Origin of the sequence: Corynebacterium jeikeium, assembly GCF_028609885.1 — a bacterium.
GTDB lineage: Bacteria > Actinomycetota > Actinomycetes > Mycobacteriales > Mycobacteriaceae > Corynebacterium > Corynebacterium jeikeium.
The window spans coordinates 2,406,889-2,419,593 of the sequence record NZ_CP063195.1 but is presented as its reverse complement, the minus strand read 5'-3'; the positions used below and the strand labels follow the sequence as shown (position 1 = coordinate 2,419,593).

12 protein-coding genes and 1 other RNA gene are annotated in these 12,705 nt (G+C 63.9%); 9 read left to right on the top strand and 4 right to left on the bottom strand.

Annotation, left to right across the window (positions count from 1 at the left end):
• Window positions 1-95: signal recognition particle sRNA small type (gene ffs, locus CJEIK_RS10850), an RNA gene on the top strand.
• Between the two features lie 41 nt (window positions 96-136).
• Here the strand turns inward: ffs and CJEIK_RS10845 are convergent.
• Window positions 137-1,180, bottom strand: coding sequence for a magnesium and cobalt transport protein CorA (locus CJEIK_RS10845; protein ID WP_005292362.1), 1,044 nt, complete (start codon window positions 1,178-1,180; stop codon window positions 137-139).
• A gap of 211 nt (window positions 1,181-1,391) precedes the next feature.
• On the opposite strand from CJEIK_RS10845, the gene CJEIK_RS10840 reads away from it, so the two are divergent.
• From CJEIK_RS10840 to CJEIK_RS10815, 6 genes are all read left to right on the top strand, one after another.
• Window positions 1,392-2,675, top strand: a complete 1,284-nt coding sequence (locus tag CJEIK_RS10840) for an aspartate aminotransferase type Ic (protein WP_034964081.1) — start codon at window positions 1,392-1,394, stop codon at window positions 2,673-2,675.
• 152 nt (window positions 2,676-2,827) lie between these two features.
• Entirely contained in the window at window positions 2,828-3,448 is a 621-nt protein-coding gene (locus CJEIK_RS10835; RefSeq protein ID WP_005292358.1) for a suppressor of fused domain protein, read from the top strand.
• A 43-nt stretch (window positions 3,449-3,491) separates the two neighbouring features.
• Window positions 3,492-6,395: a DNA polymerase III subunit gamma and tau gene (locus tag CJEIK_RS10830; protein WP_011274285.1), complete on the top strand. Its 2,904-nt coding sequence runs from the start codon at window positions 3,492-3,494 to the stop codon at window positions 6,393-6,395.
• A gap of 117 nt (window positions 6,396-6,512) precedes the next feature.
• Window positions 6,513-6,827: a YbaB/EbfC family nucleoid-associated protein gene (locus tag CJEIK_RS10825; protein ID WP_005292353.1), complete on the top strand. Its 315-nt coding sequence runs from the start codon at window positions 6,513-6,515 to the stop codon at window positions 6,825-6,827.
• Window positions 6,828-6,856: 29 nt separating this feature from the next.
• Window positions 6,857-7,609: a recombination mediator RecR gene (recR, locus tag CJEIK_RS10820; protein ID WP_005292351.1), complete on the top strand. Its 753-nt coding sequence runs from the start codon at window positions 6,857-6,859 to the stop codon at window positions 7,607-7,609.
• 84 nt (window positions 7,610-7,693) lie between these two features.
• Window positions 7,694-8,125: a DoxX family protein gene (locus CJEIK_RS10815; protein ID WP_005292349.1), complete on the top strand. Its 432-nt coding sequence runs from the start codon at window positions 7,694-7,696 to the stop codon at window positions 8,123-8,125.
• On the opposite strand, the gene CJEIK_RS10810 is transcribed toward CJEIK_RS10815, so the two are convergent.
• The 3 genes from CJEIK_RS10810 to CJEIK_RS10800 form a co-directional block, all read right to left on the bottom strand.
• On the bottom strand, window positions 8,122-8,970 hold the full coding sequence (locus tag CJEIK_RS10810) for a type 1 glutamine amidotransferase (protein WP_005292347.1): 849 nt from the start codon (window positions 8,968-8,970) through the stop codon (window positions 8,122-8,124). The two genes, CJEIK_RS10815 and CJEIK_RS10810, sit on opposite strands and share 4 nt — an antisense overlap.
• The gene (locus CJEIK_RS10805) at window positions 8,971-10,401 is read right to left on the bottom strand and encodes a MurT ligase domain-containing protein (protein WP_005292344.1); all 1,431 of its coding nucleotides are present in this window, start codon (window positions 10,399-10,401) and stop codon (window positions 8,971-8,973) included.
• Window positions 10,402-10,467: 66 nt separating this feature from the next.
• Complete coding sequence (locus CJEIK_RS10800) at window positions 10,468-10,815, bottom strand: ArsR/SmtB family transcription factor (protein WP_005292343.1); 348 nt, start codon at window positions 10,813-10,815, stop codon at window positions 10,468-10,470.
• Between the two features lie 106 nt (window positions 10,816-10,921).
• On the opposite strand from CJEIK_RS10800, the gene arsB reads away from it, so the two are divergent.
• Both arsB and CJEIK_RS10790 read left to right on the top strand, forming a co-directional pair.
• Window positions 10,922-12,028: an ACR3 family arsenite efflux transporter gene (gene arsB / locus CJEIK_RS10795; protein WP_011274283.1), complete on the top strand. Its 1,107-nt coding sequence runs from the start codon at window positions 10,922-10,924 to the stop codon at window positions 12,026-12,028.
• Between the two features lie 3 nt (window positions 12,029-12,031).
• On the top strand, window positions 12,032-12,451 hold the full coding sequence (locus CJEIK_RS10790) for an arsenate-mycothiol transferase ArsC (protein WP_005292338.1): 420 nt from the start codon (window positions 12,032-12,034) through the stop codon (window positions 12,449-12,451).
• Window positions 12,452-12,705: the final 254 nt, after the last annotated feature.

Genomic DNA, 12,705 nt, shown 5'->3' with positions numbered 1-12,705 from the left:
AACGGATTCCGCGCGGCGTGTATCTTGTGAACTCCCCCAGGGCAGGAATGCAGCAAGGGTCAACGAGCTCTGACGGGTGCGCGGGGTCCCCTTTTTTATGCCCAAACACGCGGGGCCGGGGTAGGGGTGTGCGGGGCTACAGCCAGTTCTTACGCTTAAACCACCACCACATCAGCAGAATCACCGCCAGGTTCAACAGCAGGCAGTAGTAGTAGCCGTACTCCCAGTGCAGCTCCGGTATGTTGTCGAAGTTCATACCGTACAAACCCGCGATCATCGTCGGAGGCGCGGCCATGCCGATGATGGACGAGATCGTGCGCATGTCCTGGTTCTGACGCAGCGAAATGATCGCCGAGCTGGCCTGAATAAGGGAACTCAGGCGCTCATCGAAAGAGTCGATCTTGTCCTTGGCCAGCATGGCGTGGTCCAAGACATCACGGAAAAACGCCCTGATCTGCTTAGTCGTCAGATCCTTGTGGTTTTCGATCAGCGCGCGCAGTGCCGGGATCAGCGGGCCGATGGCGTGGCGCATCTCCAGGATCTCGCGCTTGAGGGTGTAGATGTTCTCGATGTTCGTCTCGGCGCGGAGGGTGAAGACCTCTTCCTCCAGGTTGTCCACGCGGTCTTCCAGAGCTTCAGCGATGCGGGTGTACTCGTCGACCAGGTAGTCCGTGATGGCCCACGCGATGGCCAGCGGGCCGGCGCTGCGCAGCTCTGGTGCCTGGTGTAGGTGAGCTTCCGGATCAGGAAGATCCGTATCGTGGGCAATAACGATGATGAACTTCTGGCTGATGACCATCTGCACCTCGCCGGTTTGGATGAGGTCGCGCCGGTCAATGAGGTCTTTGTTTCCCGCGTACTGCACGGAGCGGACAACCGTGAATAGCTGGTTTTCGTAGCGCTCCAGCTTGGCTCGCTGATGGGCGGTCACAGCATCCTCGACGATGAGCTCGTCGACGTCGTAGCGCTGCGCCACCTTCATCATCTGCTCTTCCGAGGGTTCCTCCAAGGTGACCAGTACAAAGTTGTTCCTGGCTGGAGTCGCCAGCTCCCCGATTTCCTTCAGCGCCGTGGCGTAGTTCGCCTGCCCGGGGGTTTGCTTGCCCTCGACGTAAAGGCGGCACTCCCGGATGGCGCGTTCGACGGGAACCCGGACTCGGTTGGATTCGGTTTTAGCCATAGTGGATCCTTTCCGCCTATTTCAGCTACATCCGGCGAGATATGACACACGGTAACTCTATGCAAACTCTATGCACCATAGCCTGTCAGCGTGCGACAAGCTGCCCGGGTGCGCTCTGGCGGGGGCGGTGTCCGGCAAGTCCGTTAGACTGGCAAAGGTAAGTCACACCGAGGGTAACCCCCCAGCACGCCATAAGCGGGAGAGAATTTACATGAAGATCGAAAACGTAAACGCAGAGCTCCTCCTCAGCATGAAGGAGGACGTCCGCCAGGCCTATGAAGAGCTGCACTCCAAGGGGCTCAACCTGGACCTCACTCGCGGCAAGCCTTCGGCAGAGCAGCTGGATTTCTCGGTAGATCTGCTGAGCCTGCCGGGCGAGAACTTCACCTCGCCCTCCGGAGTGGACGTGCGCAACTATGGCGGCGGAGTTGGCCTCACGGAGGTCCGCCAGCTGTGGGCGGATGTCCTGGGGCTGCCGGTGGATAACGTCATCGCCGGAGACGCCTCCAGCCTGAACATCATGTTCGACCTGATCAGCTGGGCCTACACCTTCGGCACCAACGATTCTGAGCGTCCCTGGTCAGCGGAGGAGAAGCTGAAGTGGATCTGCCCCGTGCCGGGTTACGACCGCCACCACTCCATCACCGAGCTGTTCGGCTTCGAGATGCTGACTGTCGACATGACTGACGAAGGCCCGGACATGGACCAGGTACGCGAGCTGGCGAAGGACCCGGCAGTGAAGGGCATGTGGGCCGTGCCGATGTTCGCCAACCCGACGGGCGTTACCTACTCGCAGCAGACCGCCGAGGCTCTGGCTGCGATGGAAACCGGCGCTCCGGATTTCCGCATCGTGTGGGATAACGCCTACGCCGTCCACACCCTGACCGACGAGTTCCCGGAGATCATCAACATCCTGGACGTCGCCGAGAAGGCGGGCAACCCGAACCGTTTCTGGGCCATGTCCTCTACCTCCAAGATCACTTTCGCGGGCGCTGGCCTGGCTTTCTTCGCTTCCTCCACGGAGAACCTGGAGTGGTACAAGAAGATCGCCAACGTGCGTGGCATTGGCCCGAACAAGGTCAACCAGTTGGCTCACCTGCAGTACCTGAAGGATGCCGAGGGCGTGCGTGACCTCATGCGTAAGCACGCGGGCTCCCTGGGGCCGAAGTTCACCCGCGTGGTGGAGATCCTGCAGCGCCGCCTGGGCGACCTCAACGTTGCCGAGTGGACCGTTCCAGAGGGCGGTTACTTCATCTCCGTGAACCTGCTGGACGGCACCGCTGGCCGCGTGGTGGAGCTGGCGAAGAAGGCTGGCGTGGCCCTGACCGCTGCGGGTTCGACCTACCCGCTGAAGCAGGATCCGAACGACCGCAACCTGCGCCTGGCGCCTTCCATGCCGACGATCGAGCAGCTGGAGGTCGCCATGGAGGGCTTCGCCACCTGCGTGCTTTACGCCGCAATCGAAATGGTCGAGCACGACGCAGGCCAGCGCTAACCGGCACCTAACCCACACCTTCAAACAGCAAGCAGGAGGCCACCATCAACACCGACGAAACACTGGTCTGGGTCCAGGGGCTACTCCCCGGCGAGCCGACCGTCGCGCGCCGCAAGGTCGCCGATTCCTTCCCTGAGTTCGCTGTCGCCGAGGTGTTTCTTGGTGACGCCCCTTCGTCCCAGAACGGCACACCCCAGGAGGGTTACGAGGCACCCCTGGACGGTGAAGGCGTACCCCAGGAGGGCGATGACGAGCCCGTGCTGGCCGAGACGGTTGCAATGACCATCGACGCGGGGCGCATGGAAACCGGCCTGGAGACGGAAGACGGCTCCGACCTGCGCGTGGAGCTGTTGACAGTAGTCAGTGGGCACGACGATACCGCCGCCGACCTGCTGGCCCACGCTGCGACGATGATCTCCCAGGACCCTGGTCACTGGCCCCCGCAGCCCGGCACGATGCTGCCGAACGTGGTGCAGCAGATGGATGCAGATTCGGAGCGGAAGATCACCGCCCGCAACGGCCTGCTGGTGGTTCCCTATGTGTGGGACGAGGGCGTGCCGCACGTCCACGAGGTCACCTCCGGGGGCGCGGGCCGCCACTCGAAGGAAGGCGAGACCGACGTGGAGTTCACCCACCCGGGCCGGCTGACCATCGTCGCGCAGCTGGTGATGCTGACAGACGAGGAGCTTGAGCTCGCGCAGACGGCCGGTGTGGCCGCGGTGCAGGAGCGGTTGGTGCGTGAGGGCGTCAATATCAACGACATATGGCGCTAGGCGACCGTAACGGGTCGTCTTAGGCGGAATGTAGGCTAGGTTCGTGGCACTTTATAGGAAATATCGTCCGGCGACGTTTGCCGAGGTCGTGGGGCAATCCCATGTGACTGAGCCGTTGTCGGTGGCGCTGGATAGCGGGCGGATCAACCACGCATACCTGTTTTCCGGGCCGCGTGGCTGCGGCAAGACGTCGTCGGCGCGCATCCTGGCCCGCTCGCTGAACTGTGTGGAAGGGCCGACGTCCACGCCCTGCGGAAAGTGCGAATCTTGTGTATCGCTGGCGCCCGGCGGGCCGGGGAACTTGGACGTCACGGAGCTGGACGCCGCCACGCACAACGGCGTGGACGACATGCGCGAACTGCGCGAACGTGCCTTCTACGCACCTGCGGAATCGCGCTACCGGGTGTTCATTATTGACGAGGCGCACATGATCTCCACGGCGGGCTTCAACGCCCTGCTGAAGATCGTGGAGGAGCCGCCGGAGCACCTGATCTTCATCTTCGCCACGACGGAGCCAGAGAAGCTGCTGCAGACGATTCGCTCCCGAACCCACAACTACCCATTCCGCCTGCTGGCGCCGCCGGATATGCGCGGACTGTTGGAGTCGGTGGTGTCCGGCGAGGGCGTGCCTGTGGAGGATGCGGTGTATCCGCTGGTCATCCGCGCGGGTGGCGGTTCGCCGCGTGACTCGCTGTCGATTATGGACCAGCTGCTGGCCGGTGCTGGGCCGGAGGGCGTGACGTACAACCGCGCGCTGGCTCTGCTGGGCGTGACGGATTCCACCCTGATCGACCGTGCTGTGGATGCGCTGGCGGAGCACGATTCCGCCGCACTGTTCGCAGTGGTCGACGAGGTGATTGATGCGGGGTACGACCCGCGCCGCTTCAGCGAGGACCTGCTGGACCGCTTCCGCGATCTGCTGGTGGTGCAGGCGGTGCCGGATGCTTTCGAGCGCGGTCTGGTGAACGCACCGGAGGAATCTCGCGACGTGCTGCGCGAGCAGGCGGAGAAGATGGGCCAGGCGACGCTGACGCGCTGCGCATCTCTGGTGAACGAGGGGTTGGCGCAGATGCGCGGCGCCACGGCTCCGCGACTGTTGCTGGAGATCCTGTGCGCACGCATGGCGCTGCCTGCCGCTGGCATGACGGTGGAGGCGCTGGCGCAGCGCGTGGAGGCCCTGGAGAAGGGGAATGGCGGTGCTGTCGGAACGGGGGCCGGAAGGGCAGGCTCCGGCGCGGGCGGCAGCGGTGCTGGCACGCGCGCTGGTACGGGCGTGCGCGGCAGCCGAGCGGAGATGTTTGCCCGCCGCAGGAAGGCCGCGCAGGACGCAGCGCAGCAGTCTGCATCGGCGCAGCCTGAGCCAGCTCAAGCTGAACCGGCACAGCGTGTAGAAAATGCGCCGGAGCAAAATCTGACAGCAGGACAGGAGCCAGCCGCGGAGCAGCCTCCGGCTCGGTCCGTTGAGCCCCCCGAGGCGGTTGCGGAGAATTCCCCGGCGAAGGAAACCGCACAGGAAGTCTCGCCGGGGACTGCGCAAGGTACGGAGCGGGGGACGGAGCCCGAGACTGCGCAAGAGACGGCAGAGGAGTCCCCGGCCATTGCCGAGGCGCGCCGGGCCCGCGACATCATGCAGCGTCACCGCCAGGCCAGCGCCGCGGAGTCTGCCGCTGCAACGGAAGAGCCCACACCAGCGGATACTGCCAAAGCAAGCTCGGAGGCATCACCGGCAGGCTCCGAACCGGTAGAGGTTTCGGCAGAGGCTTCGACGGAAGCTTCGATGGAAGCTTCTGCGGAAGCAGCCGCCACGATTGATTCGGACTCCTGGGCGCGCATCATGGACGCCGTCCACGGCCTGGACCTCAGCGCTTGGATCGCCCTGCGGGGCGCTTCCCCGCGCGCAGCCCAGCCCATTCCAGGCGAGGTTCACGTTGACCACCACACCGGTTCACTAGCGCGGCTAGTCAGCGGGCCGAAAAATGCGGAGGTGTATTCACAGGCTATCCAGGACGTCACAGGTAGCCCCGCCCGCATCGTCGTCTACGTCGGCGACGAGGCTATTGGTGCCGGTGCCACCGAATCGACCGGGTCGGCCGGATCGGCCAGGGGCTCTGAAGGAGCCGAACCTGCGGGAGGCGATGAGCCGGGAAAATCTGAACCGGCGGCGGCACAGCCCTCCGCCGGTGAGGGACAAACGCCAGCTTCCACACCAGTGAACCCTGTGCCAGCGGAAACCCCGATGGACGCAACGGCCTCCCGCAGCGCAGCCAGCAGCGCCCTGGAGCGTGCCCGCGCGATGGAGGAAGCGATGCGCAAGGCCTCGCACTCCCACCGCAACGCAGGCGCAGCTGCGGGCACGGGTGCAGCGGGTGCCGCTGCAGGGGCCGGAACAGTAGCCAATTCGAGTGAATCCGCCGCGCAGGAGGACCCGAACTCCGGGTGGCGCGCCCGCGCCGAACGAGCCAAGGCCCGCAAGAAGTACAACATGGAAAACGGCTTCAACGGCGTCCCCCTGCCCGACGAGCCGCCAGTTGATGCCTACGGAGACGCACCCGTTGATACCTGGGACGGCAGCACGGCCGCTAGCGCCGCTGCCAACCCAGGTGCCAACCCAGCTGCCGACGCGCCGCTCCCGCCTGAACCCTCCGACCCCACCGACCTGTCGGCGCCTTCCGATCAGTCTGGACAGCCTGGCCCCGCCGTGCCGCCTGCGGCATCTGGACCTTCCGCACGGACGGGAGAAGCCTCGCCCCGAGCGGCTAGCCACCAGCCCCGCGCTGGGGTGGGCTCTGCCGGAAACGAGGGGGCGTCACAAAGAACAGAACAAAACGAACGCGACGAACTACTCGCCGACCTAGAGCGCGCACCCGGCCAGCGCGACCACCGCACGCCGCTGGAAATCGCAGGTGAACTGATCGAAAAGAGTCTGGGTGCGGAGAGAGTTCGCTAAGCGTGAACACAACCACCCGCACACGCGACGGCGCCTAACACGCCTGTCCGGGCCGACCGGTACAGTTGTGGAAGTACTAAAAACAAGCACGAAAAAACCCGACGAAAGGTAAGCAAAATGAGCCAGCCAGACATGAACCAGCTGATGCAGCAGGCCCAGCAGATGCAGGCGCAGCTGCAGGAAGCACAGCGCGAAATCGCCGCTTCCACCGTCAAGGGCGAAGCAGGCAACGGCCTGGTCACCATCTCCGTCGCAGGCTCCGGCGAGGTCACCGACATGGAGATCGACCCGAAGATCGTCGACCCCGAAGACATCGACACCCTGAAGGACCTGTTGCTCGGCGCGTTCAAGGACGCAAACCAGAAGCTGCAGACCCTCGCCGAGGAGAAGATGGGCCCGCTGTCCCAGGGCATGAGCGGCCTGGGCTTCTAAGCCTTCTAAGACTCCAAAGCGAGACCTAGTTGTTCGAAGGACCCCTACAGGACGTCATCGACGAATTCTCCCGGCTGCCGGGCATCGGGCCGAAAAGTGCGCAACGCATCGCACTGCACCTGCTGAACGAAGAGCCGGAGGACATCGAGCGTTTCCAAAGCGCACTCGGCCGCCTGCAGCGCGGCGTGACGTTCTGCCGTATCTGCCACAACATCTCCCAAGAAGATGTGTGCCGGATCTGCGCGGACTCCAACCGCGATAAAAGCATCATCTGCGTGGTCGAGGAGTCCAAAGACATCCAGGTGATCGAGCGCACCGCAGAATACCGCGGGCGCTACCACGTGCTCGGCGGGGCACTCGACCCGCTGAACGGCATCGGGCCGAAGGAACTGAATGTCACGCCCCTGGTGCAGCGCATCGGCGGGGCGCTGCCGGACGTTGCGCTCGGCGCGAAGGGTGGCGGGGCTTCTCTTGGCGACGCCGACACCCCCGCCGATGGCGAATCCAGCGGCGCGGACGCAGCGGAAACGGGCAACGCCAAAACGGCTGCCGTCGAAACCGACGTCGAGTACGACGAAGCCCCCGAGATCACCGAGGTCATCATCGCCACCGACCCGAACACGGAAGGCGAGGCGACGGCCTCCTACCTCGGCCGACTGCTGCGAGACTTCCCCGGGCTAACGGTCACGCGCCTGGCCTCGGGCATCCCGATGGGCGGGGACTTGGAGTTCGTCGACGAGCTCACCCTGTCCCGCGCGTTCGCCGGCCGCACCGCGCTGTAGTTTCTGTAGTCGCTGGAGCCTCTCTAGCCGTGGTAGCGACGGCACAGAGCGCCGCTGTCGCACGGCAGGACTACAGTGGCGCCCATGAGTAAAAACCCTTTGCACAACGCCTTCCGTCCGCACCGCCTGTCCCGCGCGGCCGGAATTCGCTCCGCCGTATGGGGAACCGTCTTCGGCACCGCAGGCGTGCTGCACTTTGTTAAGCCGGAGGGCTTCGACAGAATCGTTCCGGAGGAACTCCCCGGCACCCCGCGCGCCTGGACGCTCGGCTCCGGAGCCATGGAAATCGCCCTGGCCACCAGCATCGCGGCATGTAGCCTGAAGCACGAATGGCGCGGCGCGCTGCGCAGTACAATCGCCCCCGCCGCCGCACTCTTCCTAGTCGGCGTGCTCCCCGGCAACATCAAGATGGCCTGGGACTGGCGTGCCAAACCGCAGCCTGCGCGCGCCATCGCCTTCGCGCGGGTCCCCCTTCAGCTGCCGATGATCCTTAGCGTGGCCAAGCTCGGCGCTTAGAGGCGTTCCTTTCTTAGCGACGCCACCTCGCGCTCCAACTGCTCCGCCAGCTCACCCTGGAACTCGGGCAGTTCGTTGAGTGCAACCCCCATCGCGCGGGCTAGCAGCCAGTCCGCCAACTGCGGATTCCTGGCCAGCACGGGGCCGTGCATGTACGTCGCCACGACGGAGCCCTGGACCGCGCCTTCGGCGCGCGTCTGCCGGTGAGCATCCTCACCGGAAAGCCCAGCGGCCTCCGCTCCGTGGACATCGGTGTTGCCCGTGCCGCGAGTCAGGCGGCCCAACGGCTCCGCATCCTCGCCCAGGATCGTCGCACCCATGTGGTTAGCGAACCCCGTCAGCGGCTCGGTCAGGCCTGCCCCGCCGGTGCTCGCTGCGTTTGCCCCGCCACCAGCGCCAGCCTGAGCTGCCGCCGCCCCACCGGTCACAGCGGAGGCTGCCGGGGTGGAAGCGATCTCGCCGATCATGCGCTCGGCGAGTTGGGATGTGGTGGCGTCAATAAGACCCAACCCCTCGACCGTGCGACCATGGCTGGTGAAAGATCGGCCAAACACCTGTAGACCTGCGCAAATAGCCAGAACCGGGCGGCCGGCGGCGACTGCGCGGGCAATGCCGCCGTCGCTGATCAGGTGCTCCGCAGCCAGAACCTGCGCGGTATCCTCGCCGCCGCCGACGGTGTAAACGTCCAGGGACTCCGGGACTGCCTCACCCAGGTGGATGGGGTGGATCTCCGCCGAGACGCCACGCATCCGGGCGCGCTGGCGCAGCACCAGGGCGTTGCCATCGTCGCCATACGTGCCCAGCACGTCCGGCAGGATCAGGCCGATGTTCAGCTCAGTGCTCATTTACGCTTCCCCTTCCTTGTCCAGCACCCGCTTCAGATCGCGGAAAGCCGTGTAATTCGCCAGAACCTCCACGCGGCCCGGCGGGCAGGAACGGATCGCCTCGACCGTGTCCTTAATCAGATTGTGCTCGACTGCTGCGTATCCGAGGCGGACCGCCAGATCTGTGCCGCGCTCGCCTGCGGCCACCACGTGCACGCCTTCGAAGTTTTCGAAGCGCACGTCCCACAGCCACGACAGGTCCTGGCCGTCGGCAACCTGGCCATTTACGCTGATCACGAGGCTATCGGCGGTGCGGTCCACCATCGACAGGGCCTCCTGCCAGCCGGCTGGATTCTTCGCCAGCATCAGGCGCACCTCGTGGTTACCGAAGTGCACCACGGAGTAGCGGCCTGCGACGTTATCCACCTTCTCCGCGGCGGCGATTGCCTGTTCGGTAGAGATGCGCTCGGGGAGCAGCTCGCTCAAAGCCACGGCGGCGGCGACGGCTTGGGTGGCATTGCCGCGGTTTGCGTTGCCCGGGAGCGTGAGGTTCATCGGGTGGAGCTTGCCCTCGCGGTCGATCAGCCCCTCTTCAGTGATGCGCCAATCGGGCTGTGGCCTGCGGAATTCGCGGCCGTCCGGGAGCTTCTTCGCTGCGAACCAGTCCACCACGCCATCCTCGCCCGTGCGGTGGATGATTGCGCCTTCCGTGCGCGGGCAGCTAGTGGAATCGCCGGCCCAGCCGAAACCGGCGCTGACCCACTGGACGTTCGGGGAATCCCAGGCGACGGAGGTGATGGAAACGTCATCGCAGTTGGCGATGACCTGCATGTTCGGTCGCGCCTCCACGCACGCACGCAGGGCGCGCTCGATCTTGTTGATCTCGCCTACACGATCCAGCTGGTCGCGCGAGAGGTTCAGCAGCACCAGCACGTCCGCGTCGAGTTTCTCGGCGATCTTGGGGACGTGAAGCTCATCGACTTCCAGCACGACTGCGTCAGCGTCGCGGCCGGCGAGCAGCGCACTGATGACGCCCGCGTCCATGTTGTCGCCACCCTCATTGGTGCAGACGGTCGCAGCCGTGCGGACGGCACTAGCCAACATGCGAGTGGTTGTGGACTTGCCATTTGTGCCCGTGACCAGCACCGTTGGACGCTTCTTGCCATCTTTGCCGGCGCCGAGGCTTGCCATCAGCTGCGGGTCGATTGCCCCGCCGACGAGGCCGCCGATCATGCCGCCGGCCCCTCGCCCTGCCTTTCTTGACGCCCACGTAGCCAGCTGCGCCATGCGAATCGCAACGGAACTGCGGAACCGCTGCAGCGCGGAGCGGCGTGCGCCGGCGGGCTGAGCGCCGGCAGCTTGGGTGCCCTGCTGCCCGGTGTTCTGGGCGCCCTGCGGCCCGGAGTGCTGCGTGCCCGCAGGCTGTACGCCGGTTCGATCAGAGTTATCCATGGGGATTAAGTGTACCCGCAGGGGCGTGCTGGAATTTGGAGGCTGGCGCGCCGGAGATGGCGAGCGTTAGTCCATTTGCAGAACAGCGCGAAGTTCAGCGAAGAGTTCGGGCTTTACTAGGTGAGTGACAGTGCGACCTGTTCGGGCTTTGCGGAGCAGACCTGCATCGGTAAGCCGCTTTAGGTGGTGTGAGACCGTGGGCTGGCTTAGTCCCGTGATGTCTGTTAGCTGGTTTACGCTGATTGGTTCGCAGCCTTTGGCTGCCAGGTGGGAGAGTATTTGCAAGCGGGCGGGGTCGGATAGGACCTTGAACAAGGTGGCATAACGGGTGGCCTCAGGATCCGATAGCGGTCCTTTGCTCAAGGAGCAGCATGTAGAGATGTCTGCGAGCGGAAAAATTTGCGGAGTGGCCATACGGAGCATCTTATATTGACAGATATCAATATGCCATTTATATTGACAGGCATCAATATGTCATTTGGTTTTATATCGACTTGTGTCAATGTCTAAGGAAGGTTGCATGACAGCTTCACAGCGCCCGCAGATGTCCTTTTTGGATAGGTTCCTGCCCGTGTGGATTATCCTCGCGATGATTGCTGGACTGCTCGTTAATCGGGTGGTGCCAGAAATCGGAGCGAAGCTCGGGGAGCTGGAGGTGGGAGGGATCTCGCTTCCGATCGCGCTCGGCCTGCTGGTCATGATGTATCCGCCGCTGGCGAAGGTTCGCTACGACAAAACCCGGCAGATTGCGGCGGATAAGCGCCTGATGGCGGTTTCCCTTGCCCTCAACTGGGTCGTTGGGCCAGCGTTGATGTTCATCCTGGCCTGGGTATGTTTGCCCGACGAGCCTGAGCTGCGCACCGGGCTGATCATCGTCGGCCTGGCCCGATGCATCGCGATGGTTCTGGTGTGGTCGGAGCTGTCCTGCGGGGATAGGGAGTTGACCGCCGTCCTGGTGGCGGTCAACTCTGTTTTCCAAGTGCTCATGTTTGGAGTGCTGGGCTGGTTTTATCTGCAGATTCTCCCCGGCTGGCTGGGGCTTCCTACAACCTCGGCAGACTTTTCCTTCTGGTCGATCGTGGTATCTGTCCTGGTTTTCCTGGGTATCCCGTTGGCGGCTGGCTTGGCTTCCCGCGTGCTCGGGGAGAGGTTGAAGGGGCAGCAATGGTACGAGGAAAAGTTCTTGCCCGCGATCTCTCCCCTCGCGTTGATTGGTCTGCTTTATACGATCGTGCTTCTGTTTGCGCTGCAGGGAGAGCAGATTACGGACAACCCGTGGGCGGTGGCTCGGACGGCGGTTCCGTTGGTGGCCTACTTCGCTGGAATGTTCGCCCTGGCGCTGGCTGTGTCCAAGGCTGCGGGGTTGAACTACGCTCAGTCTGCTTCTGTGTCTTTTACCGCTGCGGGCAACAATTTCGAGCTTGCCATCGCCGTGTCTATCGGTACTTTTGGTGCGACCTCTGCGCAGGCACTGGCTGGAACGGTCGGCCCGCTGATCGAGATTCCGGTGCTAGTCGGTCTGGTCTACGTCATGCTGTGGGTGGGGCCGAAGCTCTTCGCTGGCGACCCGACACTGCCCGTGCGGCACAGCAGTCCAGCACATTCCGTCTCGATGGGGGAGGATTAAACCATGAGCAATAAACCCAAGGTACTTTTCGTCTGCGTAGGCAACGGCGGCAAGTCGCAAATGGCGGCCGCCTTGGCGGACAAGCATGCTGGCGAGGCCATCGAGATTCATTCCGCTGGCACCAAACCGGCGACGAAGCTCAACACGGAGTCGGTGGAATCCATCAGCGAGGTCGGTGCGGACATGTCCGGTGGCCGCCCAAAGGCTGTAGATCCGCAGTTGCTGCGGGAGGCTGACCGGGTGGTCATCCTCGGCAAGGACGCCCAGTTGGAGCTACCCGCCGACGCGCAGGGAACCCTCGAGCGGTGGGTTACCGACGAGCCCTCCGAGCGCGGTATTGAGGGCATGGAGCGCATGCGCCTGGTGCGTGATGACATTGACGCCCGCGTGCGCGCACTTATCACCGAGCTGAAGGGCGACTAACCGGCATCGACCTGGGTGACTAACCGACACCGACCTGCCTGCTGGCTAGTCACCACTGGGCCGCCTGCTGGCTAGCAAACGCCGGCCAGTCTGCTGGCTATTAGGGGCGATGTCCAAAATTCCACGTCTTAAAATATAACTAATCTATTCCTGCAGGTCAGAGGGTTGCGTTTTTTAGCTGCAGATGAGCTACTTTTAATAACTCGTAGATTTTGGACATTGACGCTCTGCCGCCTCCCAGCTCCGGCGCCTTC